Consider the following 26,254-nt stretch of genomic DNA (forward strand, 5'->3'; position numbering starts at 1 on the left):
AACTTCCACCGTCCCATGCTCTACCGCCCCGCCCATCCGGCCGATATTCCCGCGCTGACGGAAGTGCGCTTCGCCGTGCGCGAAAATGTGCTGCGCAACCGCACCCTCGTCACGGAAGCCGATTACCGGGATTATCTCACGCGGCGCGGTAAGGGCTGGCTGGCCGAAGATGCAGGCCGGGTGGTTGGTTTTGCCATTGCCGATGTGCAGGCCCACAACATCTGGGCGCTGTTTGTGCATCCCGACTTCGACCAGCGGGGAATCGGCAAGGCCTTGCATCATCTGCTGCTGAGCTGGTACTTCGCCCACACCAGCCACCCCATCTGGCTCAGCACCAGCCCCGGCACACGGGCCGAGGAGTTCTACCGCCGCCAGGGCTGGCAGGATACGGGCCGTACCAGCAGCGGGGAAGTGCGCTTTGAAATGACCAAGGAGGTATGGAAACGCCTGACGGTTTTGGGCACCGAGTAGCGGGGGCAGCAGCCCGGAGCTACAGCGTACCAGCTGGTCAGCGCAGCGGCAACCCCTGCTGCAGGCTACTGCCCGCGCTACGGGCCGGATCTACGGTTTCTGTGCCCGCTCCGGGTCAGCGGGCACGCTATAAAAATGGAGGTATGTTGTCAGATAAAGTAGTACACCGTAGCCAACGCTGGCTGCTCCTCTTGCTGATGTGTTGGCTGGTAGTGTGTTCAGCGGCTGCCCAGCCCTCTTTCACCGTCATTCCACTCGGGGTGAAAGGTGGGCTGGCCGAGGGCAACCTCTCGGCGTATCTGGTGGCCCCGGCCGGCTCGGCGGAGTACGTGTGCCTTGATGCCGGCACCGTGTACAGCGGCGTGGTGCGGGCTGTGGCCCGGAAGGCGTTGCCCGGCCCGGCCGCCGAAACCATCCGCACCCGTATTAAAGGCTACCTGGTGTCGCACGCCCACCTCGACCACGTAGCCGGCCTGCTGCTGAACGCCCCCGACGATGCTCCGAAAAGCATCTACGGCCTGCCGGGCTGCCTTGCCACCATCCAGAACGACTATTTCAACTGGCGGGCCTGGCCCAACTTTGGGCCGGGCGGCAACCCGCCGGCTTTGGGCAAGTACCAGCTGCGGGAACTGCCGCCGGGCCGGGAGGTACTGCTGGAAAACACGCCGCTGCACGTGCGGAGCTTCGTGCTCAGCCACGGCCGGCCTACCCAAAGCGCCGCGTTTCTGGTGCGCAGCGGCAGCAGCTACCTGCTCTACCTCGGTGATACCGGGGCCGACGCCGTGGAACAAACCGATAACCTCCGTCGGCTGTGGCAGGCAGTGGCGCCGCTGGTAAAAGCCCGGCAGCTCAAGGCCGTGTTCATTGAAGCATCCTACGCCAATTCTCAACCCCCCGCGCAATTGTTCGGCCACCTTACGCCGGCCTTGCTGCTGCAGGAGTTGGGTGTACTGGCCCAGCTTGCGGGCCCGGAGGCCATGCGCGGGCTGCCCGTCGTCGTCACTCACCGCAAACCCACGCCCGGCAGTGAGGAAGCCATCCGCCAGGAGCTGACCGAAGCCAACACCCTGCAACTCCGGCTGATTTTCCCGGAGCAGGGGCAACGGCTGGAGTTCTAAAAAGCGTGTTCTTGCCGGTAACTCATCTTCCGATCTGCACTTTCCTTTTCTATGGTCGACGTATCTATTCAGGGTGACGACGTGCATTTTCAGGTCAAGGGGCTACACAAGCTCTGGGCCTTCAAAAGCCAGCTACAGATTCCCAGAAATCATATTACCGGTGCCCGGCAGGACCCCGAAGTGCTGAAAGGCTGGTGGAAAGGCTGGCGTATGCCCGGTACCCACATTCCGGGGCTGCTGGCCGCCGGCACGTTTCTTCACGAGGACAAGCGCATTTTCTGGGATGTGCACTGCGCCGAGCGGGCCGTCATCATCGACCTGCAACACGACGAATACGATCAGTTAATCATTGAAGTAGAGGATGCCGCTGCCGTGGTAGTCCTGCTCAACGGGCCAGCCTGAGAAACCAGTTGAAAAACGAAAAAAGCCCCTAACCGCAAGGTCAGGGGCTTTTTGTCTATCGTGAAAATTTCGCTGCTTACGCCGAGAACGAGGAGCCGCAGCCGCAGGTGCTCTTGGCCTGGGGGTTGTTGAACACAAAGCCCCGGGCGTTGAGGCCATCCTGGAAGTCAACCTCCATGCCCAGTACATACATGGCGTGCTTTTTATCCATGATGAGCGTTACGCCATCCAGGTCGAAGGTTTCGTCCTGGTCCTTGGGTTTATCGAAGCCCAGCAGATAGCTCATGCCGGAACAGCCGCCCCCCTGTACGCCCACGCGCAGGCCGTACTCGCCAGGCACATTTTTCTCGATCAGAATATTCCGAACCTCTTCCAGCGCGCGGGGAGTGAGGTTGATGGGAGCAAGTTTCGTGGAGACGGCCGTTGCCATAGTGAGTTCGTCTTTAGAGAAGTAAGGCGACAAAGATACGAAGCAAGTAGTAGTTCCGAATGCCGACTGGCCTTGGGGCAGCTACACTACGTCGGTCGTTTGCCGCGTTTGGTCGTATAACAATGGCTTGAGCCCTCCGGTTCACAGATTATCTTTGCTCGGGCCAGGCAGCGCTGCCCGGCCTTTTTCTGTTATTTGCCCCCGCATGGATTCAACAGCGTACGTTTTCGATCTGCTCAAAATTATTCTGCCCGCCCTGATTGTGGCGGGAGCTATTTACTACCTGTTTCAGCAGTTCCTGGAGCGGGAGCAGCAGCGCCGCCTCATCGAGATGCGTCTGGAAGCCAGTAAAACCACGCTGCCACTACGCCTGCAGGCCCTGGAGCGCGTCACGCTGCTACTGGAACGCATCAGCCCCCACAACCTGCTGGTGCGCGTGAGTAGCGCCGGCCTGCCCGCCGCCGACTACCACCGCCTGCTCCTGCAGGAAATTCGGGCCGAAGTGGAGCACAACCTAAGCCAGCAGCTCTACATGCAGCCCGACACCTGGGCCGCCGTAAAACAGGCTCAGGAATCCGTTGTGAACCTCATCAGCACCCAGTTTCGCAGCCTGCCCAACCCCCAGGAGGCCCGGGGCCCTGAGCTGGCCCGCCGCATCCTCGAAACCCTGATGCAGGACAACCAGCCTGACCCCGTAGAAGCCGCTTTGCTGGCCGTGAAGCGCGAGGCGGTAGCCATGTTTTAAAAAGAAGGGTCGGACAACAAGAAGCCGGTCATCCTGAGCATGTGGCACCTCAAACCACATGCTCAGGATGACCGGCTTTTTCGCTCCTTGACTTTCCTTACACCGTCACCAGGGCTGCATCGATGGCGCGCTGGTAGCAGGCCTCGTAGCGGGGCACGATGATTTCCACGGCGAAGGTTTCGGCGTGGGCGCGGGCGGCGGCTTTAAAGCGGGGCAGGTTATCTGCCTCCAGTACGTAGAGGGCGTTTTTTACCATGTCAGGCACGTCGCCAATCTCGCTGACCATGCCGGTAAGGCCGTGCTCATTCAGCTCGGGAATACCGCCGGCGTTGGTGCTGATAACGGGTACCTCGCAGGCCATGGCTTCCAGGGCTGCCAGGCCAAAGCTTTCCTTTTCGGAAGGCATCAGGAACAGGTCGGCAATGCTAAGTACTTCCTCCACGGCTTCCAGCTTACCCAGGAAGCGGATATCGTCGCAGTAGCCGATTTCACGGCAGAGCTTCTCGATGCGGGGCCGGTCGGGGCCGTCGCCTACCAGCAGGAGTTTGGCCGGAATCTGCCTGCGTACGCCGGCAAAAATCTGCACCACATCCTCTACCCGCTTTACTGAGCGGAAGTTGCTGGTATGCACCAGCAGCTTTTCTCCGTTGGGAGCAATGGCCGCCTTGAAATGCCCCTTATCCTGCTTTTGAAAGCGCACAAGGTTGATAAAGTTGGGAATTACCTCAATGTCCTTCTCAATGGCAAAGTACTCGTAGGTTTCTTTGCGCAAATCGGCCGATACGGCCGTCACCCCGTCTGATTGGTTGATGCTGAAGGTTACTACCGGCTCATAGCTGGCGTCCTTGCCTACCAGAGTAATATCGGTGCCGTGCAGGGTGGTAACCACCGGAATACGGATGCCGCGGGTGAGCAGAATCTGCTTGGCCATGTAAGCCGCCGAGGCGTGCGGAATGGCGTAATGCACGTGCAGCACATCCAGCTTCTCGTTCTGCACAATGTCCACCATCTTCGAGGCCAGCGCCAGCTCGTAGGGTGGGAACTGGAACAGTGGGTAGGGCGGAATATAGACCTCGTGGTAAAACAGATTCTCGTTGAAGAAATCGAGGCGTACCGGCTGGCTGTAAGTAATGAAATGTACCCGGTGGCCGCGCTGGGCCAGCGCTTTGCCCAGCTCGGTGGCCACTACGCCGGAGCCGCCAAACGTAGGGTAACAGACAATGCCGATGTTCATGAGAGTAGGGGAGAAGTTACAACCGGCCACGGCCGGGAGCAGTTGTAGGAGTAGATAGAACTGTCGGAGCCAACACAGTGGCGAATGACAGAGCAAGGACAAAAAAATCGGCGGCAGGTCGCTCTGAGGAACGCGCTGCCGCCGATTGCGGAATCAAAGGAACGGAAAAGCTGGACAACACATCATGTCTTCTGCAGCGACTTATAGATAACGTCGTGGATGCGGGTGCGGATGTTGTACTGGCGCAGCTTGTTATTGCCAGCGTCGGGGTACACGCGGTTAGAAAGAAAGATGTAGAGGATTTTGTTTTCCGGGTCCATCCACACGCAGGTGCCCGTGAAGCCGGTGTGGCCGAAGGTGCTGGCCGGGGAAAGGTTGCTGGTGGGCCCTTCGGGCTTCGAGGGGTCGCCCCGGTCCCAGCCCAGGCCGCGGCGGTTGCCGGCCTCAGTACTGCGGGCAAACTCTGTTACAATGGGCGTCTGGAAGTAGCGCTGCCCGCCATAGCGGCCATTCTGCAGGTTCATTTGCATGAGCACAGCCAGGTCGTTGGCGTTGGAGAACAGGCCCGCATGGCCGCCTACGCCCCCAATCATAGCGGCGGTCTGGTCGTGCACGGTGCCCTGCAACTGGGTGCGGCGGAAGTAGGTGTCATTCTCGGTGGGCGCAATGCACGACTTCGGAAACCTGCTGAGCGGGTTATACGTCATGGTGCCCAGGCCCAGAGGCTGGAAAAAGTTCTTAGCCAGAAACTCGTCGATGGGCTGCTGCAGCACCTTTTCGGCTACCCGTTTCAGAATAATAAAGCTGAGGTCGGAGTACTCCACCGGATACTTGCCCTTCACTTTGGGCAGCAGACCGGAGCGCTGCACCCAGGTCCAGACAGAATCCTCGGAGGTACGCAGGCTGAACAGGTCGGGCGTAACTTCCCGGGAAAACTCTGCCGATTCGGTACTGGCGTAGAATGTGGGTTTGGGGCCGGTCTTCGTAATGGTTTTCTCCCAGGTCGGGATGCCCGGCTTGAGGCCTGCCTGGTGCATAAGCACTTCCCGTACCGTCATGTCCTTTTTATTGGTGCTTTTCAACTCGGGCAGATAAGCCGCTACTTTATCATCGAGGTTCAGCTTGCCCTGGTCTTTCAGGTACATAATGGCTTGCAGCGTACCGGCCACTTTCGTTACCGAAGCCAGGTCATAGAGTGTGCTGCTATTGACGGGTTGCGACTTATCGTAGGTGCAGTAGCCGTAGCTCTTGTCGAATACAACCATCCCGTCTTTAGCTACCAGTACCTGGCAACCAGGAGCGGCGGCGTAGGCCACTGCTTCCAGGGCCACGTTATCAATCTGGGCCAGTATTTTAGAATCCAGACCAACCTCTTCCGGTGTACCGTAGCGCAGGCGCTTAAAGTCAGGCGTGGGCAGACCCAGGCCGGTTTTCAGATTTTCCGAAACCGTTACGGGCAGACGGCCCCGGGCGGGCAGTGCCCCGAACAGAACCTGCGGTACCACCAGGTGAGAGGCATAGTTATCCTCGTAGCCGCACACCAGGTTGGGGTTTTCCTCCAGAAATTTCAGCGCATAGGCATTGCCGAAAGCCACCACCACCGTTTTAATGTTGGGGTTGCTGCGCAGGTCTTTCAGAAATTTCAGCGCGCCTTCCCCAATTCCATAGTTATGGGTGGGCGTGTTGTTCATGTTGTGCAGGCTTACCACCACCACGTTGTAGGGCGCAAGCCGTCCCCCAATGCGGGCAAACGTGGAATCGGGGGCGTAGCGGTTGGGCACCGCATACACCGGTCCGCTCTGGTACTTGCCCATAATTTCCTTGTAAGTCGGCGCGTCGGAACCAATGGTAACGGCGGCAATGCGCAGGGTATCCAGGCGGTGAAAGGGCAGAATATCGTCTGCATTTTTCACCACCGTAGTGGCGTGCTCATAAATTTCCTGCTGCACCATGCGGCTCAGGGGCCGGTTCAGGTTCTGCATCAGGTTGGGCACATCAATGGGCTGGTACTTATTGAGCCCGGCCCAGAACTTGGCCCGCAGAATCTTGCGTACCCGTTGGTCCACATCGGCCTGCTCAATTTTGCCGGCGGCTATGGCCTCTTTAATTTTTACCAGGGCTACCGGCACATCTTCTGAAAACAGCAGCACGTCGTTGCCGGCTACCAGCGCCAGGGCATCCAGCTCACCGGGCTTGTAGAGGCTGGACACGCTCTTCATATTCAGGGCATCGGTAAACACCAGGCCCCGGTAATTCATCTTTTCTTTCAGCAGACCAGTTACCAGGTTGCGGGACACCGTGGCCGACAGCGTCCGAACCGTATCGAACAGAGGCATGTACAGATGTCCCACCATTACGCCCATCACGCCCTGCTCAAAGGATTTCTGGAACGGATACAGGTCCACGTTGGTCAGGCGGCCCATATCGGAGTTGATAACGGGCAGGGCTACGTGCGAGTCCACATCGGTGTCGCCGTGGCCGGGGAAGTGCTTTACTACGGCAATTACGCCATGGTCCTGCAGGCCCCGGATATACTGAATGCCCCGGCTGGCTACCTGCTCCTTGTTTTCGCCAAATGAACGGTTGCCGATAACCGGATTATCGGGGTTGGAGTTGACATCCAGCACCGGCGAAAAGCTCACGTGCACGCCCAGGGTCTTCATCTTTAAGGCAATTTCCCGACCCATCTGGTACACGTACTGGTCGTCGTCCATGGCACCCAGGGTCATGCCCTTGGCAAAGTGCATGGAGGAGTCCAGGCGCATATCCAGGCCCCACTCAGCATCCATGGCAATGAGCAGGGGTACTTTGGCAGCCGCCTGGTAGCGGTTGGTGAGCAGGGCCTGGCGGCGGGGGCCACCCTGCAGAAACATCAGTCCGCCCACGCCCTGGTTGCGTACCAGCCCTTCGATGGCCTGGGCGTGGCGCTTATCCTTGTTGGAGTAAGCAGCCACCATAAAGAGCTGGCCCAGGCGCTGGTCGGGAGTGAGGGAATTGAACACGCTGTCCACCCAGTTCTGCTCGGCCACCGACATGGGCCGGGCCCCGTTGTCGCGGGGCACTGAGGAGGAAACAGCCCAGCCCAGGCAGGCCAGTACTAGCAGGAAAAGTCCAATCCGAAAGTCTTTGAGCATCGGCTCCGGTGGTTCGTGCTGAAGGGGTAAAGAAACTGGAAGGCGAGCCGAAAAGCCCTACTTTTGCCCCTCCAAAAAGGGTGCCGGGTAGTGCGCTCGGCCGGGTAATGGGGCCGCTGGTACTGGCCTTTGAATCCCTGCCTTCCTCACTTCCCAACGCAGGAACCAGCGAATAAGTCTCCGCTGGTACACACAAAAGTTGGCCGCAAACTTACGCATAAATTCCCGAGCCCCGTTGTACTCAAGCGGATAGCTGCCGGAAGCCAGCCGCTGACCTCCCTGTTTTCTCTTCCGATTATTGCTTGTTTATGGCCGATATCATCCAACTTCTGCCCGAGTATTTAGCTAACCAGATTGCTGCCGGCGAGGTGGTGCAACGGCCCGCTTCGGCCGTGAAGGAGCTGCTGGAAAATGCCGTGGATGCCGGGGCTACGCAGGTGCAGCTTATCATTAAAGATGCCGGCAAGCAGTTAGTGCAGGTAGTCGATAATGGCCAGGGTATGAGCCCGACCGACGCGCGCATGAGCCTGGAGCGCCACGCTACCAGTAAAATCCGCACCACCGACGACCTGTTTCGCATCCGGACGCTGGGGTTCCGGGGCGAGGCCCTGGCCTCCATTGCGGCCGTGGCCCAGGTAGAGCTGCGCACCAAGCAGCGCGACCAGGATACCGGTACGCTCCTGCTGGTGGAGGGCTCCCAGATTACCAGCCAGCAGCCCGTAGCCTGCCCCGATGGTACCAGCATCAGCGTAAAGAATTTGTTTTTCAACGTGCCGGCCCGCCGCAATTTTCTCAAGAGCAATGCGGTGGAAATGCGCCACATCCTGGATGAATTTCAGCACGTAGCCCTGGCTAACCCACACATCAGCTTTTCCTTATTCCAGAACGAGCTGGAGGTATTCAACCTCCCGGCCGGCAAGCTCAGCCAACGTATTGTGGCCCTGCTGGGCAACGGCTACAAGGAGCAGCTGGCCCAGGTAGAGGAGGTGACGCCCTTCCTGACGGTAAAGGGCTATATCGGCAAACCCGAATCGGCTAAGAAAAGCCGGGGCGACCAGTTTTTCTTTGTCAACAACCGCTTTATCCGCTCGGCCTACCTCAACCACGCGGTACTGACGGCCTATGAAGGCCTGCTTCCCAAGGACACGCATCCCTTTTACGTACTGTTTCTGGACCTCGACCCCAAGTCCATCGACATCAACGTGCATCCCACCAAAACCGAAATCAAGTTTGAGGACGAGAAGACGGTGTACGCCATTGTGCGGGCGGCCGCCAAGCAGAGCCTGGGTCTGCATAATATGGCCCCGTCCCTGGATTTCGACGGCAACGTGAACTTCGCGCCCATTCAGCCCCTGCGGCTGTCGGGGCAGGAGAAAAACCCCTTCGACGACAGTTTTCAGCCCGATGCGCTGGCCTCGGCGGCCCGGGCTGCGGCCAAAAGCCCGGGCCGCCCCGCCGCTCAGGATGCTTACGAGCGGCAGCTGCCGCCCCGGCCCACCGAGCAGGCCAAGCGCGACCTGGAGGAGTTCTATAAGAGCCTGAGCCAGCTGAGTGTGCCCGATGTGGAGCACGAAGCCACGGCCGTGGGCGTACCAGTACCCACTATTGTGCCCCTGGCCCCGGATGAGGATTTGCCCGCCGACGATGGGCCGCTCCCCGGTGGCCTCCCGTTGCAGGCGGGCTTTACGGCTATGCCGGCCGCTGCGGGCCCGCCGGCACCGGAGCCGGCTGCGGTACCGGTGGTGTTGCCCAGTGCCAGCGCTGCGGCCGCCTCGCCCGAGCTGCCCCTGCGCGAATCCAGTACGGGGCCGGGCAACAAGGTGCTGCAGCTGCACCAGCACTACCTGCTGGTGCCGGTGAAGTCGGGCATGATGCTGATTGACCAGGTAGCGGCCCGGGAGCGGATTCTGTACGAGCAGTACACCCAGAGCCTGGAGCGGGAAGTTAGTGCCTCCCAAACACTGCTGTTCCCGCGCACTATTACGTTTACGCCCCAGGATTTTGCTATTCTGCGGGAGGTGGAAGAGTCGCTCCGCTCATTGGGGTTCCGTTTTACCGATTTTGGCAAGCACACCATTGCCGTAGAAGGCATTCCGGCCGATGTGCCGGCCCGCGACGAAAAGGAGTTACTGGAAGGCCTCATTGAGCAGTTTCGCACCTCGGCCGGCCCCATGAGGCTGGACCGCCGCGAGCAGATGGCCCGGGCGCTGGCCCGGCGGGTGGCGGCCAGCGCCAGTGGGGCCCGTCTCTCGGAGCGCGAAATGACGGCCATTGTGGATAAGCTCTTCGCCTGCTCGGTGCCCAACTATACTCCCGATGGCCGCCGTACGCTGGTCATGCTGGAAATGGGACAGTTGCAGGAGTTATTCCGGAAGTAGGGGCCGGGGGCTCCGCTACGCGCAGATTCCCAAACAGGCCTTTGTTGGCAGGTGCCAGCCATTTCGGCGGCATCTGCGTAGTTTCAGGGCAAAAAACCGGCGGAAACAGCCTCGCCAGTCTTACGCAATACCCTATGTTTCAACTTACCCCGATGGTTCGCAACCTGCTCATTGCCAATGTGGTGGTGTTCATTGCGAGCAAATACCTGCTCAACCTCAATTTGCTGGCGCTCTACCCCATTGGGTCGCCGATGTTCTGGCCCTGGCAGTTTCTGACGCACATGTTCATGCACGCCGATGCTGGCCACATCTTTTCCAACATGATTGGCCTGATTGCCCTGGGGCCGCTGCTGGAGCAGCGTTGGGGGGCCAAGCGGTTTCTCACGTTCTGGCTGATTTGCGGGGTGGGAGCCGGGGTGTTATACAACGGCCTGCGCACCTACGAGGTACACCGCATGGGCCAGCAGCTGGAAACGTTCCGGGCGGAGCCGACCGGCGTAAACCTGAAGGACTTCGTGGAAACCAACCTGCCAAAAGAGCTGGCAGAAACCCACGAGTCGGCGGCCGTGAAGCTGCACGATAACCCGGGCGACACGTACGTTATCCAGAACGAGCTGGCTCAGCTGGAGCGGGTGTATGAGGCCAGCCGGGACGGCGCGATGGTGGGGGCCTCGGGGGCGCTGTTTGGGATACTCATTGCCTTCGGAATGCTCTTCCCGAACTCCCTGCTGATGGTGTTTCCGCTTCCGGTGCCCATTAAGGCCAAGTACTTCGTGATACTCTACGGCCTGTTTGAGTTCTTTTTCGGCATCCGGCGCGTGCCCGGCGACAACATTGCCCACTTTGCCCACTTGGGCGGAATGCTGGTGGGCTTCATTGTGTTGCAAATCTGGCAGCGCAACCGCACCCGGCTGTACTAGTGTGTCAGGCTGACGGTAAGGGAGGCAGCTTGCACGAAAATTGCGGACATTCCTCCCTCACCCCGCTGCCCACCCGGCCGTATCTCTACCCTCCGCCCCACCTCGCATGAGCATCGTCAACGATATCCGAACTGCTTTTAGTCGCCGCGACAACGCGCTGAACCAGCTGCTGCTGCTGAACGTGCTGGTGTTCGTGTTTCTGGTGCTGATGAAGGCAATCATGTACCTCTCGGGCACGCTGGCGTACTACCCCAACGTACTGCGGCAGTTTGCACTACCCTCGGATATGCCTTCGTTGCTGCGCCACCCCTGGACGCTGCTGACCTACGCCTTCACTCACGAAGGCCCCTTTCACATCCTGTTCAACCTGCTGAACCTATACTGGTTCGGGGCCCTGATTCGGGAGTACCTGGGCGACCGGCGCCTGGTGAGCCTGTACGTGCTGGGGGCGCTGACGGGCGCCGCGCTATTCCTGCTGGGCTTTAATCTGATACCTACGCTGCAGCGCTACGCCGAGGCCGGCGTGCCGCTGCTGGGGGCCTCGGCGGCTGTTACGGCCGTTATCATGGCCGCCGCCACCCTGCTGCCCGACTACACCTTTATGCTGTTTCTGCTGGGGGCCGTGCGCATCAAATACATTGCGGCTGTGGTGATTTTGCTGTCGGTGCTGGCCATCAACCAAGGCAACCCCGGCGGTGGCCTGGCGCACATTGGCGGCGCGCTCATTGGGTTTCTGTTCGTGAAGCAGCTGCAAGCCGGCCGCGACCTGGGCCGCCCGGTGCAGGCGGTCGGCGACTTTTTCGTGCGCCTGGTAACCGGCCGCCCCAACTTGCGCGTTACCCACCGCAATGCCAGTGCCGCGCCAGCCGCGCCGGTTGCGAAGAAAGGTGCGCCCACCCAGCCCGGCCAGGATGAAATCGACCTGATTCTGGATAAGATTTCCCACTCTGGCTACGAAAGTCTGAGTAAGGAGGAAAAGCAGAAGCTGTTCCGGGCCAGCCAGAAGTAAGTTGCCCCGATGAGTTTCTAATAAAACCCCGCCGCCTTCCAGGCAGCGGGGTTTATGGCAAAGTCGATGGCGCCGTTCATATAGCCAAAACTGTTGGCCGGGCTCACCAGCGCATCGGCAGGTACGTCGAAAATGGAGCCGCAGCGGAAGGTTACCTGAGGTACATCGGCAAAAACGTGATGCCAGGCGTCGGTAATTTCAGGGTTTGTATCGGTAAAATAGAAGTGCATACAAGCGTTCAGAACGGCAAAATGCGCATTTCAGCACCCCTATTAGCATTAAAAAAACCGGCCACCCTAGACGTAGGGTGGCCGGTTTTTTATGGATTGGGTGCAGGTTACGCCGAGGCTTTGCTCAGGTTGTCCAGCGCGTCCATTACTTCTTTCACGTGGCCGCGGGAGGTTTCCAGCAGGGCTTTCTCCTCATCGTTGAGTTGCAGCTCGATAACCTTCTCGATGCCGTTTTTACCCAGGATAACCGGAGCACCCAGGTACACGCCGTTGATGCCGTATTCGCCCTGCAACTCGATGCACACGGGGAACACGCGGCGCTGGTCGCGCACAATGGCCTCTACCATCTGGGCCGCGGCGGCACCGGGGGCATACCAGGCCGAAGTGCCCATCAGCTTCACCAACTCACCCCCGCCCACGGCGGTGCGCTGCACAATGGCGTCCAGTTCGGCTTTGCCAATCAGCTCGGTTACGGGGATGCCGCCCACGGTGGTGTAGCGGGGTAGGGGTACCATGGTGTCGCCGTGGCCACCCATGAGCACCGCCTGAATGTCTTTGGGGCTCACGTTGAGGGCCTCGGCCAGGAAGGCGCGGTAGCGGGCCGTATCCAGAATGCCGGCCATGCCGAACACCTTCTCCCGGGGCAGACCCGAGGTCAGGTGGGCCTGGTAGGTCATTACGTCCAGGGGGTTGCTCACCACGATGATGATGGCGTTGGGCGAGTGTTTCACCACCTGCTCCGTCACCGACTTCACAATGCCGGCGTTGGTGGCAATCAGGTCGTCGCGGCTCATGCCGGGCTTGCGGGGCAGGCCCGAGGTAATTACCACCACGTCGGAGCCAGCGGTGCGGCTGTAGTCGTTGGTGACGCCCACCGTGCGGGAGTCGTAGCCGATGATGGGGGCTTTCTGCCAGATATCCAGGGCTTTGCCTTCGGCAATGCCTTCCTTGATGTCAACGAGGACGATTTCGTTGGCAATTTCGCGGGTGGCCAGTACATCGGCGCAGGTCGCGCCTACGTTGCCGGCTCCAACTACGGTAACTTTCATGGAGTGGATGGAATTGGGTGTGAACTTGTGGGTTGGCCGTAAAGCTACTCCATAGAAGTGAGAAGGTGAGCCATAAAAAGTGAGACTTTTACACCAGAGCGTGTGGAGAGTTAGCAAGCTGTCCTCATAAGAACGTCATTCCGAGCGGAGCCGAGGAATGACGGCCTTTCCACTGCTGCTCATGTCTCACATCCGCTTCACCAGCAGCACCCGTTCCGTCTGCTCCGTCACCCGGAACCGCTCATCAGGCCGGAAACCGATAACCCAGGCAATTTTGCCGTCGGCGGACACCAGCACCCACACATTGTCTTTCAGATTGAGGGGCACTTTCTGGTCGATGAGGAAGTCACTGAGCTTCTTCTTGCCCTTCATGCCGATGGGCATAAACCAGTCGCCCTCCTGCCAGGGGCGCACCGTGAGCGGAAACTTGAGCACGTCGGCATCCAGGGCGGCCAGGGCTTTGCCTTTGGGTACGTCGTAGCCTTCGGTTATTTCCAGCAACTCAGTGCGCAGGTGCAGGCCGTCAATTTTCAGGGCTTCCTGCCCGGCCTGCAGCTGATGGCTGCCGAACTGCCGGAGCTTGCGCGGAGTAATTACCAGCTGGTCCCGGTCCTTCACCAGCTGGTGCGTGGGCGACTCGAAGCGGCGGCCCGGCTCGGCCCCGAAGCTCTGCACAATGTCCTTGGTAACGAGGTAGCTGAAGCCGAAGGGCCGCAGCAGTTCGTGCAGCACCAGGGCCGTGGCGGCAGTTTTCTGGAGCAGGCGAATATCAAGGTAGGTAGCTTCCGGCTCCTGGCGCTGGGCCTGGGCGGCGGTTTCCTCCACGTAGCGGCGCACAATTTCCTCGGCCGCGCCCACGCGCTCTGCTGTCACGCTCATGGTGTGGTCGAGGGAAGGGTTAATGTCGCGCAGCACGGGCAGCACCTCTAGGCGCAGGCGGTTACGCTGGTACACTGGCGAGTCGTTGCTGGCATCCTCGCGCCAGATCAGGCGGTTTTCCACCACGTAGTCGTACAGGTCGGGCTTGCTTACGGCCAGTAGGGGGCGCACCAGATGGCCGGCTTTGGGCCGGATGCCGTGCAGCCCGGCCAGGCCGGTACCGTGGGTGAGGTTGAGCAACATGGTTTCGGCGGTGTCGCGCTGGTGGTGGGCGGTGGCAATGGCGGCGTAGCCTTGCTGCTCCCGCACCCGCTCAAACCACTCGTAGCGCAGGGCGCGGGCGGCCATCTGGGTTGAAATGCCTTCCTGCTCAGCAAACTTCTTGGTCTGGAAAAACTCCACAAAGTAAGGGGCCTCGTACTTCTCGGCCAGTTTGCGCACGAACTGCTCGTCGGCGTCGGCTTCCTCGCCGCGCAGCCCAAAGTGGCAGTGCGCCACCCCAAATTTCACCCCCAGCCGGTGCAGCACGTCGGCCAGCACCACCGAGTCGAGGCCGCCGCTGACGGCTACCAGCAGCTGGTCGGTGGGGGAGAAGAGAGAGTTTTCCTGAATGAAGAGTTGAATTTGGTCGAGCATGGGAAAGCGCAATCTAGTGCTAAAGGGCTAGCTCCCCTCCTTGGAAAGGAGGGGCTGGGGGTGGTTGATGGCAAATGAACAGGCTACTTTTAGAGCAAAAAGGATGTTCAACGAGTGTCAACCACCCCCAGCCCCTCCTTTCCAAGGAGGGGAGCTAGCCTTAGCACTAAACAGAAGACCTGTACTACCTCACAAAGAAAACCGTTAGCAACGGCCCTTCTGTACCTTTGCGCCGAAATGTCGTTCCCGAAGCCTCTTTTTCTTCTGCTGTTGCTGCTTCTGCCGGTTCTGGGCTGGGCCCAGCAGCGCCCGGCCGCCCGGCCCACAAATCAGCCCACACCCCAGAAAGGGCAGCAGATTGAGCTGTTGACCGCCTCAGAATTGCAGGGCGGTGATTTTAACGGGGTGGAAATCCGCAAGCTGATTGGCAACGTGAGCTTCCGCCAGGGCACCACGCTACTTTACTGCGACTCGGCCTACCAATACACCGAGCGCAACGCCCTGGAGGCATTCAGCAACGTGCGCATCATCCAGAACGATACCATCACCATTACCGGCGACCGGGGCACCTATGACGGCGACACCCGCAAGGCCCGCATGACCGGCAACGTAACCATGCGCGACCCACGCATGACCCTCACCACCCAACTGCTCGACTACGACCTGAACAGCAACCTGGCCTACTATAGCACCGGCGGCCACCTCCAGGACCCCGAAAACACGCTCGACAGCCAGTTTGGGTACTACAATACCCAGAGCAAGGTGTTCAGCTTCAAGCGCAACGTGAAGCTGATTACCAAGGAAAATACCATCGACACCGATACGCTGCAGTACAACACCGTCAGCAAGATTGCCTACTTCTTTGGGCCTACCCGCATCAAGGGCAAGCAAGGCAACCTCTACGCCGAAAACGGGAACTACAACACCGTTACCAAGATTTCCAACTTCGCCCGCAACGCTAAAATCGAAACGCCCAACTACCTGCTGGGCGGGGATAAGCTGTACTACGACGAAGCCCGGCAGTACGGGGTGGCTACCGGCCGCGTGTCCATGACCTCGAAGAAGGATAATCTGGTAATTCGGGGCGACGTGGGACGGTACTGGCGGGCCCAGGGCCGGGCCAAGGTGTACGGCAGCCAGCCCGTGATGCGCAATATCTCGGACAAGGATACCCTCTACCTCTCGGCCGATACGCTGGTGAGCGTGGAGGGCCGCCCGCCCCAGAACAAGGCCGGCGTGATTTACGCTTACCGCAAAGTCCGCATCTTCCGCGCTGACCTGCAGGGCCGCTGCGACTCGCTCACCTACGACCGGCAGGATTCCGTTATCTACCTCAGCCACGACCCGGTGCTCTGGAACAAGGGCAACCAGCTCACCGCCGACTCCATGGAGATTCAGCAGCGCCGCGGCCAGATTGACCAGATGCGCCTGTTCGGCCACGCTTTCAGCATCGGACAGGATACGCTGCTGAACTTCAACCAGGTGAAGGGCCGCAACATGGTGGCCTACTTCCGCGACAAATCCATCAAAAAAATTGATGTGCTTGGCAACGCCGAGAGCCTCTACTATGCTCTTGAGGGCGACACGGCCGTGTCGGGCGTGAATAAAAGCCTCTCGGCCACCATGGCCCTGCGGTTTCAGGAGGGCAAGCTTAACACCATCAGCTTCCTTACCAACCCTGAGGCCCAGTTTATTCCGCCCAACGACCTAAAAGCCGAAGATGCCAAACTCACGGGTTTCCGCTGGCGCGCCGCGGAACGCCCTAACCGCCGCCAGACGTTAGGTAAGCATTTCGCGCTGCCCGCCAAGGCAAAGAAGAAAGCGGCTCCCGTCAAGAAAGCTACGACTACCAAAAAATCAACGACCACCAAAAAAGCCGCGCCAAAAAAGCCGGCGGCTAAACCCCGAACCGCTCCTAAATCTGTGAAGAAATAACATTGTCATTCCGACGGCAGGGGAATCCGGGGGCACACGCCAGATTCCTCCTGCCGCTTTATGCGCGAAATGACGTTCTGTTTGCGCGGAGTGATGGTTGTATTCCCTTTCTAATCAATACCAAATTTGCCTCACCGATTCTTCTTACCTTTGCGCCCTTATGCTGTCTTTCCGTCCTGCCTTTCTTATTCTGTTCCTGAGCATCTTGCTATTGGGCTCCTGCACCGGCTACCAAAAGCTGCTGAAGAGCACCGATGTGAACAAGAAGTATGAAGCTGCCATTCAGTACTACGAAAAGGGCGACTACTTTAAGGCCGGTACGCTGCTGGAAGAGTTGATTCCGCTGTTGAAGGGCCGTCCGGAGTCGGAAAAAGCGCAATTCTATTTCGCCAATACCAACTTTCAGCAGCGAAACTACACCCTGAGCGCCTACTACTTCAAAACGTTCTACGAGACCTATCCGAACTCGCAGTACGCCGAGGAATCGGCCTTTATGCAGGCCAAATCGTTGTTCCGCGACTCCCCCGACTACCAGCTGGACCAGACCAACACGTTTACGGCGCTGGAGGTAATTCAGGATTTTCTCAACCGTTTTCCCGAAAGCAAGTACCGCCCCGAAACGGAAGGTATGTCGCAGGAGCTGCAGAAAAAACTGGAAAACAAGGCCTTCCGCTCCGCTCGTCTCTACTACGATTTGCGCTATTACCAGTCGGCTGTAACGGCTTTTACCGGATTTCAACAGCAGTACCCGGCATCTGCTTACGGCGAGCAGGCGGCTTTCCTGAAGCTTAGTGCCCAGTTTGATCTGGCAACGGAAAGCGTGGAGGAAAAGCAGCGGGAACGATACCTGGAGGCCATTGCCTTCTACCAGAACTTCATCGACGCTTTCCCGCAAAGCAAAAACCTGAAGGACGCCGAGCGGATGTACGACCAATCCCGCGACGCGGTGGCCAAGCTGAAGCCCGAAACTACCGCCGCGAAATAAAAATTTAGCGTGAATACGGAGGGTGTACTGTAAAAACGTGGAACATGCGGCTCGGGTAACAGGCCGTATATGTTCCAGTACTGCATACTCACCGTATTCCTACATTCTGCACATTCTCAACACATTTGTCCATGAAGACTCCGAACAACGTTCCTGCTTCCATTGTAACTCGCAACATGTCGGATTTCACCGCTGAAACCGGCAACGTGTACGAAAGCATTGCCATCATTTCCAAGCGCGCCAACCAGATTTCCGTGAAGCTGAAAGAAGAGCTGAACGGCAAGCTGGCCGAGTTTGCTACCACCGTCGACAACCTGGAAGAGGTGTTTGAGAACCGGGAGCAAATCGAAATTTCCAAGCACTACGAGCGGCTGCCCAAGCCCACCAACCTGGCCGTAGAGGAGTTTCTGGAAGGCAAAGTACATTTCAGTACTCCCGCTGAGGACGAGCTGAAAGGCTAGTCAGTCGGCCTGCACCAGCACATCATGCAGCGTTGGGCAAAGCTGCTGGCCGAGGTAGTAGCGCACGTTACTGCTGGTGCCGGCTGTGTTGCCCGGCGCTGCATGTTGCATGTCAGCGCCGGGCCAACGGGTATCTTTTTACTTGCACACAGCTGTTTACTCCGTGGTTAAGGGCAGAAAAATTCTAGTCGGTGTCTGCGGTAGTATTGCCGCCTATAAATCGGCGTTGCTGGTGCGCCTGCTGGTGCAGGCCGGCGCCGAGGTGCAGGTGGTCCTGACGCCGTCGGCCACGGCTTTCGTGACGCCGCTCACGCTGGGCACCTTGTCGAAAAACCCGGTTTTGCAGGGGTTTGTGAAGGATGAGCGGGCCGGCGAGTGGCATAACCACGTACACCTGGGCCTCTGGGCCGATGCGCTGGTAGTGGCACCCGCTTCCGCTAATTCGTTGGCCCATTTTGCCCATGGCCTCTGCAACACGCTGCTGGATGCCGTGTACCTCTCGGCCCGCTGCCCGGTGTTTGTAGCCCCCGCCATGGACCTGGACATGTACCAGCACCCCGCCACCCAGCACAACCTGCAACTGCTGCGTGCCTACGGCAACACCGTCTGGGATTCGCCGGCCGGTGAGCTGGCCAGCGGCCTTAGTGGCCCCGGCCGCATGTTGGAGCCGGAGGATATTGTGCGGGAGCTGGAGCGGTTTTTTGAAGTAGGAATTGAGAAGTAGAAATTGAAAACGTGCAGCTGAGTTCTGCATCGGCCTCTCTTGCGCCGCCAATCAATTCATACTTTTTTAATTCTCACGGTTTAATTGAAGCAGATGCGCGTCCTCATCACTGCTGGCCCCACCTACGAGCCCCTGGATCCGGTGCGGTTTATCGGCAACCATAGCACCGGCAAAATGGGTTACGCGCTGGCCGAAACCTTTGCGGCGCGGGGGGCGGAGGTGACGCTCATCAGCGGGCCGACCAACCTGCCCGATCCGGCTAGCCCGGCCATCCGGACGGTGCGGGTGCAAACGGCTCAGGAGATGTACCAGGCCGCTGTGGCCGTGGCACCCGCTGCCGATGTGTGGGTGTTTGCTGCCGCCGTGGCCGATTACCGTCCGGCCCAGGTGGCGGAGCAGAAGATCAAAAAGGCCGGCGACACTCTGACGCTGGAGCTGGTAAAGAACGTGGATATTGCCGCCGAGCTAGGGAAAAGTAAGCGGCCCGAACAATTTTCGGTGGGTTTTGCGTTGGAAACGGAGAACGAGCAAGCCCATGCCCTGGATAAGCTGCGGCGCAAAAACTTTGATATGGTGGTGCTGAACTCCCTGCGTGATGCCGGAGCCGGTTTTCGCCACGATACCAACAAAATAACGCTGCTGGAAGCTGATGGCCGAATAGCTACCTTCGACCTGAAAGCCAAGGCCGAAGTGGCTCGTGATATTGTACAGGCCGTATTATCCCGATTGCCCCATTCTCATGCGTAAACTCTTTTCGTTGCTGGTGGTACCGATGGTGCTGGCGCTGACCAGCCCGGCGCAGGCCCAGGAGCTGCAGGCCGAAGTGACGGTATCGACCGAAAACGTAACCATATCGGACCGGCAGCTGGTGCAGCAGATGCGCAACGACATGCAGACGTTTCTGAACACGCGCGCTTTTTCCGGCCAGACGTACCGGCCGGAGGAAAAAATCCGCTGCAAGGTATTCGTGGGCATCACCAAAATTCCCCAGAATGGTACCTACGAGGCCACGGTGCGCGTACTGAGTACGCGGCCGGTTTATGGCACCGGCTACGAAACCAACCTACTGAGCTTCGCCGACCGGGGCTGGGTATTCAACTACTCGCCCCAAAACCCGATTGACTACTCTGAAACCACTTTTGTGGGGAATCTGTCGTCGTTGCTCACTTTTTATGCCTACATCATCATTGGTATGGATCAGGACAGCTTCTCGCCCCTGAGCGGCTCCCCGTACTACGATAAGGCCCGTACCGTGCTGGTAAATGCGGCGTCGCAGAATATTACCAACGAAGCCGACGAAGGGTGGAAGGATACCAACAACGGTAACCGGTACTGGCTGCTCAATAACCTGCAGGATCCGCAGCTGGAGGCATTCCGGAGTGCCGTGTATGCCTACTACCGGCAGGGGATGGACATATTTATCACGAAGCCCGAAGAAGCCCGCACCAGCATTGCTACGGCTTTGCAGGGAGTGCAGCAGGCGGTGCAGCGCCGGCCTGGTACGTTGCTGGCCCGCGCATTTTTCACTACCAAGGCCGAGGAAATTTCCAACGTGTTTCGTACCAGTCCCAACCAGGAGCAGAAAACTCAGGTGGCTACCCTGCTTACCGAAGTAGACCCCACCAATGCGGCCCGCTATCAGACCATCCTGCGGCAGCCCTAAGTCCGGGTTTTTGCGGCACAGGTCCGGTATCCTGCGCTGTATGGACCGCCTCGGGTAGTGCATTTGGCCAACTGCCCACGCGCCCGGGTTTGCAGAACTACTCACATTCCAGCCAGTACCTGTCGTACGGCAGGTGCTGGTTGCTTTTCTAGCAAGGACAATTTTCCGCATTTTCCTTCCCATGGGCTTTGCAAACGGGCCCACTTTAGAAAGGCGAAGGGTGCTGTTCCGGTTGGTTAAGCTCTGGAAGCAAAATTAATTGGCATTTAACTAAATGAACTAGTAGCTTTGCTAAAGCTACTAGACTTGCTCGTTGCAGGCAGGCCCGTAGCCGTGTTATTTTGGCAGCTACGGCCGGCGCACCGGCCTTCATGTGGTTTGATATGCTGGTTGATCTGCGAATTCAGAATTACGCTCTGATTGAGAAATTAGAGCTGCGGCCGTCGGCGCTGCTGAACATCATTACCGGCGAAACGGGAGCCGGTAAATCCATTATGCTGGGGGCCATCGGCCTGCTGCTCGGCAACCGCGCCGACTCGCGTATGCTCTTCGATACGGACAAGAAATGCGTGATAGAGGGGCATTTCGACATTCGTAGCTACCAGCTGCAGGATATTTTTGAGGCTGAGGATCTGGATTACGACCAGCAATGCATCCTGCGCCGGGAAATTAGTCCGGCCGGCAAAAGCCGGGCCTTTATCAATGATACGCCCGTAACGCTGGAAACTCTGCGCCACATTGGGGCCAACCTGATGGATATTCATTCCCAGCACGATACGCTGCTGCTCGGGGACACCGTGTTTCAGCTTAACCTGCTGGATTTATATGCCGGCCTGGTGCCCCTGCGTGGGCAGTATAGCAATGCCTACCGGCAATACCGCAAGCAGGAAGCTGATTTGAAAGCTTTGGAGGACCAGGTAGCCCAGGCTAACAAGGAGTTGGATTACCACAGCTTTCTGCTGAACGAGCTGGAAGAAGCCAGCCTGGATAATGAGCAGCAGGATGAGTTGGAGCAGGAAGTGAAGGAGCTGGAGCACGCCGAGGAAATCAAGTTCAAACTAACCCATGCTTTGCAGGGCCTGTCGGAAGGGGAGTACTGCGCTACCAGCGCCCTGAAGGATGCCGCCTCTATGCTCGGTCAGGTGGCGGCGTACTCGGAGCCGGTGCGGGAGTTGAAAACCCGCTTGGATAGCTGCCTGATTGAGTTGCACGATATTGCCGACGAAATTGAGGCCGTAGAGCGGCGCACCGAGGGCGACCCGGCCCGTATTGATGAGCTGCAAAGCCGCCTGAACGTACTTTATAGCCTGCAGCGCAAACACCAGGTGCGCGACGTGGTAGCCCTGCTGGCCGTGCGCGCCGACCTGCGCGATAAAGTAGGCTCCGTGCTCAACCTGGACAAGCAGATTACCCGTTTGCGCCGGGAGGTAGAGGCTAGTCTGGCTGCCATCCGCAAGCAGGCGGCCCGCCTTTCGGAGGCCCGCCGCAAAGTGTTCCCCCGGTTTGAGAAAGAGCTGGCCTCTCTGCTCACGGATCTGGGTATGCCGCACTCCCGCATTGTGGTGCAGCACCAGGAAAGCGCCCCGGCAGCCAGTGGCATCGATGTGGTCAGTATTCTGTTTTCGGCCAACAAGGGTGCCCAGCCCCAAACGCTGAGCAAATCGGCCTCGGGGGGCGAATTTTCCCGACTGATGCTGAGCATCAAGTATATGCTGGCCGATAAAACCGCTCTTCCTACCATTGTATTCGACGAAATAGATACCGGTATCAGCGGGGAAATTGCCGTGAAAGTGGGACGCATGATGCAGCAAATGGCCAAAAAGCACCAGCTTATCACCATTAGCCACCTGCCCCAGATGGCTGCCGCCGGCGACGCCCACTACTTCGTGTACAAGGAAGACCGTGCCGACCGCACCGTGAGCCGCATCCGCCAACTCAGCCAGGACGAGCGGGTACACGAAATAGCTCAGATGATTTCCGGGGCTAACCCCAGCCAGAACGCTTACCAGAGTGCCCGGGAGCTCCTGGCCCTGCGCGGGGTGGAAATGGCGGGGTAGAAGTGAAATTATGAAGTTGTGAAATTGTGAGTTGGTGAATGGCTAACTTGGCGCTTTCAACCACAAATCCACGCATGAAGGAGTTGCCGGACGCACTATAAAACGACGTCTGCGCCTCACAACTTCACCATTTCACAACTTCACCATATGGCAAATCTACTCGCGGGCAAAGTCGGTATTATATCCGGTGCGCTGAACGAAGAATCCATTGCTTGGAAAGTAGCCCTGAAGGCCCACGCCGAAGGAGCCCGCTTTGTGCTCACCAACGCCCCTCTGGCCATGCGCATGGGCGAAATCAACAAGCTCTCGGAGCAGTGCAACGCGCCCATCATTCCGGCCGATGCTACTTCCATGGAAGACTTGGAGAAGCTGTTCAGCGGGGCACAGGAGCACCTCGGCGGCAAGCTCGATTTCGTGCTGCACAGCATTGGCATGAGTGCCAACATCCGCAAGGGCAAGCACTACGGCGAGCTGAACTATGAGTGGTACCAGAAAACCCTGGACGTATCGGCGCTGTCGTTCCACAAGATGCTAGCGGTAGCCGAAAAGCAGGACGCCTTCAACGAGTGGGGCTCGGCCGTAGCCCTGAGCTACATTGCCGCCCAGCGTGCCTTCCTCGACTACACCGACATGTCGCAGGCCAAGGCTATGCTGGAAAGCATTGCCCGCAGCTACGGACAGCGTCTTGGTAAACTCAAGAAGGTGCGGGTGAATACCATCAGCCAGTCGCCTACCAAAACCACGGCCGGTACCGGTATCAGCGGCTTTGATGCGTTCTACGAGTATGCTAACCGTCTTTCGCCCCTGGGCAACGCCCCGGCCGAAGCCTGCGCCGACTACTGCATCTCGCTGTTCTCGGACCTGACCCGCTACGTGACCATGCAGAACCTGATGCACGACGGCGGCTTCAGCACTACCGGCATCTCAGAGGAACTAGTGGAGCTGATTACCAACGCCAATTCGTAGGCTTTTCCGCTTTCGGTTACACCACAACGCCCGGCCGGTTTGGCTGGGCGTTGTGTTTGCTGGGCAGGCGGCGGGGTGTTGTCCACTTCCCACCCAGTGTCTTTGGCAAAGGAATGCAGGCAGATAGTTTGATTTCCCTGACCGAGCTCCTGCGGGCTGCTGGTCAGGACAGATAACTTACTTCTGCATCCGTAGCCAGCTCTGGGCATCTTCCAGGCTGTCGAACATGTGCATGTGAAGCTGGTTGCCAATGCGCAGTTGCAGGTTTTCAATAGAAAGCTGACCGAAGATGTCGGAGGAAAGCACCTGGGCGAAGTACCGCAAACCAGCTCCCATAATCAGAGGCGTCCAGACCTGCTCAATCCAGTCGTTGGCTTCCGTGAAGGCGCCTTGCAGGTTGCGGTGGTCGTTGAGCAGCTTGCTGCACGGTTCTTCCCGTAGCATATCCACGTAGGTGAGGCCGCCATCCATAATTGTGCTCAGAGTCTGACGCCCATGCCAGATGGCATGAATCCAGCCCTCAGTACGGTTTCGTTCTACGGTCAGGTAAACGCTACCGTCGCCGCGTTTCAACAATGTGGTTGTCATTCCAGGTCAGATTGGGGGCTCTGTGAGCGGGCAGCCAGCAGATGCACCGTGCAGCAAATATGGGAAACAACGCCACACCACGTGTGGAGAGGCAGCCAGCTACGTGCTCATGGAATTGCAGCATCTGAGGTTTCCGGCTATTTACCTGCTCTACGCCATGAGGTTACGGAATTAGCCGGTCGGCGCGCAACTGTTCAAACAGGTCAAAGAAAGAATCTTCGGTGGCTTGATATTCCCGGAATCCTCGCTTACGGCTGTTCGCCATGTCCGTCATTACTTCGATGGGGCGGCCTAAATCCAGGTCGGTATGCCAGGGCGAGGCCAGGCGGTTCAGATCGGGCTCGGCGAGCTGATGGCGCTGGGCAATTTCGCGCCACAAGGGCGCATCAGTGCTGAGCTCTGCCTCCAGGGGGCGCACAGTGCCATCAAATCCTATGGCCTCTACCCCAAACCAGGCGGCTAACCGGGGCCACAGCCAGCTCCATCGGAATACGTCTCCATTCACAATATTGAATGCCTGGTTGTGAGCAGCTTCGGTGGTAGCAGCCCACCGCAGCTGTTTGGCAATAATGCGGGCATCCGTCACGTCGGAAAGCCCCTGCCACTGCGCTTGTGAGCCGGGCCAGCGGAAAGGCCGGCCGGTTTCCTTGCAGATACTGGCGTACACGGCCAGGGTGGTACCCAGGTTCATGAGGTTGCCCACCGCTTTGCCAATGATGGTGTGTGGCCGGTGAATGCTCCAGGTAAACCCGTCACGGGCAGCGGCGGCATACACCTCATCCTCCTGAGCATAGTAAAAATTGTCGAGTGGCAGGCGGGGCTGCTCCTCGCGCAGTGGCGTGGGCGGCGGCGTGCCCCCGCTTACATACGCCTCAAACGGCCCCAGATAGTGCTTGAGCCCTGTTACCAACGCTACATGCTGCACCGATTGTTGAGGAGCCACCGCATCGAGCAGGTTACGTACCATAAGGCGGTTCACGCGGATATTGTCAACCTCAGTATCCTGACGCATCCAGCTGGTGATGAAGACGTGAGTTGGCGCAAGGCCCCGTAAGGCAGCGGCCAGATGGGCGGGGTCCAGCAAATCGGCGGCTACGGGGTGCAGGCCGCTGATATCGGTACGGGGCGAGCGGGCTAACCCGTAGGTGGGTCAGCCCTGCGCCAGCAGCTCCTGGGCCAGGTTGCTGCCGATAATACCGCTTGCCCCTACTATCAGAGCAGTTTTTTCCATGGGATAGAGTCAGATTTCAACTTCACAATAACCACGCACAGGTGGCGGAAGCCTACTTAACAAGCCAACACCCAAATCAGCCCGGATTTTCTCTCGGCTGCTCCTGAAGACAAGGCAACCAGCTTGCTAGTAGCGTGTTGCGCCCAAAGGAATTTTCGCCCGAAAAAACTCGTCCACTTTGCGGTTGAAGACGTCGGCGTGTTCGTGCAGGGTGGCGTGGCCACTATTAGGCACAATCCACAGCCAGGCGCGGGACAGGTGCTGGTAAATGGCCACCGTATGCTCGGGCCGGATTACGTCCCGGTCGCCGGCAATGATGAAGGCCGGAGCCTTGATTTGGGCTAGTGTGGCCAGGGGCACGTGCGGATGCCGCCAGTCGAGTAGAAACACTTTCCAGTCGTTGCGGCGCTTGGGGTCCGTAAACGGTTGAGAACGGCCCTCCTGGTAGCCGCGCCGCATTTGCTGCCACAGCTCGGGCATGAGAGCCGTGGAGTCGGGCCAGAGATTGGCCCCGGTGGCCGCCAGCCGCTTCACTTTTTCGGGGTGGCGCTGCGCCAGCAGCAGTGCCGTAATGCCCCCATCGCTCCAGCCCAGCACGTAGGCCGAGTCGAGGCGCAGGTGCGCAAGCAGGGCCGCGCAGTCGTCGGCCAGCAGCTCAAAGCTCAGCGAATCGCCCGCGTCCACCGATTGGCCGTGGGCCCGGCTGTCCAGCGCAATTACGCGGTACTTTTTGGCGAAGTAGGGAATGGTTTTGGCGAAATCCTGGCTGCTGCCGCCATTGCCGTGCAGCAACAGCAGGGGCGCCCCGGTACCGTAGGTTTCGTAATATAGCTTCAGGCCCCGCACTGTGGCGTACTTGCCAGCGGCAGGATTATGGCCGTAGGGTATTGCCTGCTGCCCCAGCGCTAATTGGCTGGTCAACAGAAATGGCAGGAGCAGCAGGCAGGCGCGGAGCATCAGCAGGAGTGTTGAGTTAGCTGGTAAGAAGAAGCAGAGTTAAGAAATATGC

The 26,254-nt window shown here is 58.8% G+C and carries 24 protein-coding genes; 15 read left to right on the plus strand and 9 right to left on the minus strand.

Annotation, left to right across the window (positions count from 1 at the left end; genetic code table 11):
* The first annotated feature begins 15 nt into the window (after window positions 1-15).
* The 3 genes from EI290_RS04095 to EI290_RS04105 all read left to right on the plus strand — a co-directional run bounded on the left by EI290_RS04095 (window position 16) and on the right by EI290_RS04105 (window position 1,991).
* A complete protein-coding gene (locus EI290_RS04095; protein WP_125427045.1) occupies window positions 16-471 on the plus strand; it encodes a GNAT family N-acetyltransferase in 456 nt (151 codons plus the stop codon).
* A 197-nt stretch (window positions 472-668) separates the two neighbouring features.
* Window positions 669-1,589 carry an MBL fold metallo-hydrolase gene (locus tag EI290_RS04100; RefSeq protein ID WP_125427047.1) on the plus strand — a complete coding sequence of 307 codons (921 nt, stop codon included), beginning with the start codon at window positions 669-671 and terminating at the stop codon, window positions 1,587-1,589.
* A gap of 51 nt (window positions 1,590-1,640) precedes the next feature.
* Window positions 1,641-1,991 carry a hypothetical protein gene (locus EI290_RS04105; RefSeq protein ID WP_125427049.1) on the plus strand — a complete coding sequence of 117 codons (351 nt, stop codon included), beginning with the start codon at window positions 1,641-1,643 and terminating at the stop codon, window positions 1,989-1,991.
* 76 nt (window positions 1,992-2,067) lie between these two features.
* Here the strand turns inward: EI290_RS04105 and EI290_RS04110 are convergent, their stop codons facing one another.
* Window positions 2,068-2,421, minus strand: coding sequence for a HesB/IscA family protein (locus EI290_RS04110; RefSeq protein WP_125427051.1), 354 nt, complete (start codon window positions 2,419-2,421; stop codon window positions 2,068-2,070).
* Window positions 2,422-2,626: 205 nt separating this feature from the next.
* Between EI290_RS04110 and EI290_RS04115 the strand changes: the two genes are divergently transcribed.
* Window positions 2,627-3,166: a DUF7935 family protein gene (locus tag EI290_RS04115; protein WP_125427053.1), complete on the plus strand. Its 540-nt coding sequence runs from the start codon at window positions 2,627-2,629 to the stop codon at window positions 3,164-3,166.
* A 97-nt stretch (window positions 3,167-3,263) separates the two neighbouring features.
* Here the strand turns inward: EI290_RS04115 and bshA are convergent, their stop codons facing one another.
* Window positions 3,264-4,400: an N-acetyl-alpha-D-glucosaminyl L-malate synthase BshA gene (bshA, locus tag EI290_RS04120; RefSeq protein WP_125427055.1), complete on the minus strand. Its 1,137-nt coding sequence runs from the start codon at window positions 4,398-4,400 to the stop codon at window positions 3,264-3,266.
* A 182-nt stretch (window positions 4,401-4,582) separates the two neighbouring features.
* On the minus strand, window positions 4,583-7,534 hold the full coding sequence (locus EI290_RS04125; RefSeq protein ID WP_125427057.1) for a glycoside hydrolase family 3 N-terminal domain-containing protein: 2,952 nt from the start codon (window positions 7,532-7,534) through the stop codon (window positions 4,583-4,585).
* A 308-nt stretch (window positions 7,535-7,842) separates the two neighbouring features.
* Between EI290_RS04125 and mutL the strand changes: the two genes are divergently transcribed.
* The 3 genes from mutL (at window position 7,843) to EI290_RS04140 (ending at window position 11,841) form a co-directional block, all read left to right on the plus strand.
* Window positions 7,843-9,912, plus strand: coding sequence for a DNA mismatch repair endonuclease MutL (gene mutL, locus EI290_RS04130; RefSeq protein ID WP_125427059.1), 2,070 nt, complete (start codon window positions 7,843-7,845; stop codon window positions 9,910-9,912).
* 152 nt (window positions 9,913-10,064) lie between these two features.
* Window positions 10,065-10,832, plus strand: coding sequence for a rhomboid family intramembrane serine protease (locus EI290_RS04135; RefSeq protein WP_221766230.1), 768 nt, complete (start codon window positions 10,065-10,067; stop codon window positions 10,830-10,832).
* Between the two features lie 106 nt (window positions 10,833-10,938).
* On the plus strand, window positions 10,939-11,841 hold the full coding sequence (locus EI290_RS04140; protein WP_125427063.1) for a rhomboid family protein: 903 nt from the start codon (window positions 10,939-10,941) through the stop codon (window positions 11,839-11,841).
* Window positions 11,842-11,858: 17 nt separating this feature from the next.
* Here EI290_RS04140 and EI290_RS22345 read toward each other — a convergent pair whose 3' ends face one another.
* From EI290_RS22345 to tilS, 3 genes are all read right to left on the minus strand, one after another.
* Window positions 11,859-12,071 (minus strand): macro domain-containing protein, encoded by a 213-nt coding sequence (locus tag EI290_RS22345; protein WP_185816839.1) that lies wholly within the window; start codon window positions 12,069-12,071, stop codon window positions 11,859-11,861.
* Window positions 12,072-12,178: 107 nt separating this feature from the next.
* Window positions 12,179-13,120 carry a malate dehydrogenase gene (gene mdh / locus EI290_RS04150; protein ID WP_125427065.1) on the minus strand — a complete coding sequence of 314 codons (942 nt, stop codon included), beginning with the start codon at window positions 13,118-13,120 and terminating at the stop codon, window positions 12,179-12,181.
* A 186-nt stretch (window positions 13,121-13,306) separates the two neighbouring features.
* Window positions 13,307-14,635 (minus strand): tRNA lysidine(34) synthetase TilS, encoded by a 1,329-nt coding sequence (tilS, locus tag EI290_RS04155; protein ID WP_125427067.1) that lies wholly within the window; start codon window positions 14,633-14,635, stop codon window positions 13,307-13,309.
* 270 nt (window positions 14,636-14,905) lie between these two features.
* Between tilS and EI290_RS04160 the strand changes: the two genes are divergently transcribed.
* The 8 genes from EI290_RS04160 (at window position 14,906) to EI290_RS04190 (ending at window position 23,426) form a co-directional block, all read left to right on the plus strand.
* The gene (locus EI290_RS04160; protein ID WP_246008844.1) at window positions 14,906-16,570 is read left to right on the plus strand and encodes an OstA-like protein; all 1,665 of its coding nucleotides are present in this window, start codon (window positions 14,906-14,908) and stop codon (window positions 16,568-16,570) included.
* Between the two features lie 160 nt (window positions 16,571-16,730).
* Window positions 16,731-17,555 carry an outer membrane protein assembly factor BamD gene (locus tag EI290_RS04165; RefSeq protein WP_125427071.1) on the plus strand — a complete coding sequence of 275 codons (825 nt, stop codon included), beginning with the start codon at window positions 16,731-16,733 and terminating at the stop codon, window positions 17,553-17,555.
* 131 nt (window positions 17,556-17,686) lie between these two features.
* Window positions 17,687-18,016, plus strand: a complete 330-nt coding sequence (locus EI290_RS04170) for a DNA-directed RNA polymerase subunit omega (RefSeq protein ID WP_125427073.1) — start codon at window positions 17,687-17,689, stop codon at window positions 18,014-18,016.
* A 142-nt stretch (window positions 18,017-18,158) separates the two neighbouring features.
* Window positions 18,159-18,740, plus strand: a complete 582-nt coding sequence (locus EI290_RS22970; protein WP_394343523.1) for a flavoprotein — start codon at window positions 18,159-18,161, stop codon at window positions 18,738-18,740.
* A gap of 93 nt (window positions 18,741-18,833) precedes the next feature.
* On the plus strand, window positions 18,834-19,487 hold the full coding sequence (gene coaBC, locus EI290_RS22975; RefSeq protein ID WP_185816841.1) for a bifunctional phosphopantothenoylcysteine decarboxylase/phosphopantothenate--cysteine ligase CoaBC: 654 nt from the start codon (window positions 18,834-18,836) through the stop codon (window positions 19,485-19,487).
* The gene (gene porD / locus EI290_RS04180) at window positions 19,480-20,403 is read left to right on the plus strand and encodes a type IX secretion system protein PorD (protein ID WP_125427075.1); all 924 of its coding nucleotides are present in this window, start codon (window positions 19,480-19,482) and stop codon (window positions 20,401-20,403) included. Before coaBC ends, porD begins: the two co-directional genes overlap by 8 nt.
* Window positions 20,404-20,786: 383 nt before the next feature.
* Window positions 20,787-22,460 carry a DNA repair protein RecN gene (gene recN, locus EI290_RS04185; RefSeq protein WP_125427542.1) on the plus strand — a complete coding sequence of 558 codons (1,674 nt, stop codon included), beginning with the start codon at window positions 20,787-20,789 and terminating at the stop codon, window positions 22,458-22,460.
* A gap of 147 nt (window positions 22,461-22,607) precedes the next feature.
* Entirely contained in the window at window positions 22,608-23,426 is an 819-nt protein-coding gene (locus EI290_RS04190; RefSeq protein WP_125427077.1) for an enoyl-ACP reductase FabI, read from the plus strand.
* A 177-nt stretch (window positions 23,427-23,603) separates the two neighbouring features.
* On the opposite strand, the gene EI290_RS04195 is transcribed toward EI290_RS04190, so the two are convergent.
* The 3 genes from EI290_RS04195 to EI290_RS04205 all read right to left on the minus strand — a co-directional run bounded on the left by EI290_RS04195 (window position 23,604) and on the right by EI290_RS04205 (window position 26,202).
* Window positions 23,604-24,014: a hypothetical protein gene (locus EI290_RS04195; protein ID WP_125427079.1), complete on the minus strand. Its 411-nt coding sequence runs from the start codon at window positions 24,012-24,014 to the stop codon at window positions 23,604-23,606.
* Between the two features lie 163 nt (window positions 24,015-24,177).
* A complete protein-coding gene (locus EI290_RS04200; RefSeq protein WP_246008845.1) occupies window positions 24,178-25,098 on the minus strand; it encodes an SDR family oxidoreductase in 921 nt (306 codons plus the stop codon).
* 273 nt (window positions 25,099-25,371) lie between these two features.
* A complete protein-coding gene (locus EI290_RS04205; RefSeq protein ID WP_125427081.1) occupies window positions 25,372-26,202 on the minus strand; it encodes an alpha/beta fold hydrolase in 831 nt (276 codons plus the stop codon).
* Window positions 26,203-26,254 lie beyond the last annotated feature (52 nt).

It is taken from the genome of Hymenobacter metallilatus, from assembly GCF_003944705.1.
GTDB lineage: Bacteria > Bacteroidota > Bacteroidia > Cytophagales > Hymenobacteraceae > Hymenobacter > Hymenobacter metallilatus.

Bases quoted from the DNA above. Each gene is read 5' to 3' on its own strand.
- EI290_RS04095 (WP_125427045.1), top strand. From the start codon at position 16: ATGCTCTACCGCCCCGCCCATCCGGCCGATATTCCCGCGCTGACGGAA.
- EI290_RS04105 (WP_125427049.1), top strand. From the start codon at position 1,641: ATGGTCGACGTATCTATTCAGGGTGACGACGTGCATTTTCAGGTCAAG.
- EI290_RS04110 (WP_125427051.1), bottom strand. From the start codon at position 2,421: ATGGCAACGGCCGTCTCCACGAAACTTGCTCCCATCAACCTCACTCCC.
- mutL (WP_125427059.1), top strand. From the start codon at position 7,843: ATGGCCGATATCATCCAACTTCTGCCCGAGTATTTAGCTAACCAGATT.
- EI290_RS04195 (WP_125427079.1), bottom strand. From the start codon at position 24,014: ATGACAACCACATTGTTGAAACGCGGCGACGGTAGCGTTTACCTGACC.
- coaBC (WP_185816841.1), top strand. From the start codon at position 18,834: ATGCGCGTCCTCATCACTGCTGGCCCCACCTACGAGCCCCTGGATCCG.
- bshA (WP_125427055.1), bottom strand. From the start codon at position 4,400: ATGAACATCGGCATTGTCTGTTACCCTACGTTTGGCGGCTCCGGCGTA.
- EI290_RS04100 (WP_125427047.1), top strand. From the start codon at position 669: ATGTGTTGGCTGGTAGTGTGTTCAGCGGCTGCCCAGCCCTCTTTCACC.
- EI290_RS04115 (WP_125427053.1), top strand. From the start codon at position 2,627: ATGGATTCAACAGCGTACGTTTTCGATCTGCTCAAAATTATTCTGCCC.
- tilS (WP_125427067.1), bottom strand. From the start codon at position 14,635: ATGCTCGACCAAATTCAACTCTTCATTCAGGAAAACTCTCTCTTCTCC.
- porD (WP_125427075.1), top strand. From the start codon at position 19,480: ATGCGTAAACTCTTTTCGTTGCTGGTGGTACCGATGGTGCTGGCGCTG.
- recN (WP_125427542.1), top strand. From the start codon at position 20,787: ATGCTGGTTGATCTGCGAATTCAGAATTACGCTCTGATTGAGAAATTA.
- EI290_RS04140 (WP_125427063.1), top strand. From the start codon at position 10,939: ATGAGCATCGTCAACGATATCCGAACTGCTTTTAGTCGCCGCGACAAC.
- EI290_RS04190 (WP_125427077.1), top strand. From the start codon at position 22,608: ATGGCAAATCTACTCGCGGGCAAAGTCGGTATTATATCCGGTGCGCTG.
- EI290_RS04170 (WP_125427073.1), top strand. From the start codon at position 17,687: ATGAAGACTCCGAACAACGTTCCTGCTTCCATTGTAACTCGCAACATG.
- EI290_RS04205 (WP_125427081.1), bottom strand. From the start codon at position 26,202: ATGCTCCGCGCCTGCCTGCTGCTCCTGCCATTTCTGTTGACCAGCCAA.
- mdh (WP_125427065.1), bottom strand. From the start codon at position 13,120: ATGAAAGTTACCGTAGTTGGAGCCGGCAACGTAGGCGCGACCTGCGCC.
- EI290_RS04165 (WP_125427071.1), top strand. From the start codon at position 16,731: ATGCTGTCTTTCCGTCCTGCCTTTCTTATTCTGTTCCTGAGCATCTTG.
- EI290_RS04125 (WP_125427057.1), bottom strand. From the start codon at position 7,534: ATGCTCAAAGACTTTCGGATTGGACTTTTCCTGCTAGTACTGGCCTGC.
- EI290_RS22345 (WP_185816839.1), bottom strand. From the start codon at position 12,071: ATGCACTTCTATTTTACCGATACAAACCCTGAAATTACCGACGCCTGG.
- EI290_RS04135 (WP_221766230.1), top strand. From the start codon at position 10,065: ATGGTTCGCAACCTGCTCATTGCCAATGTGGTGGTGTTCATTGCGAGC.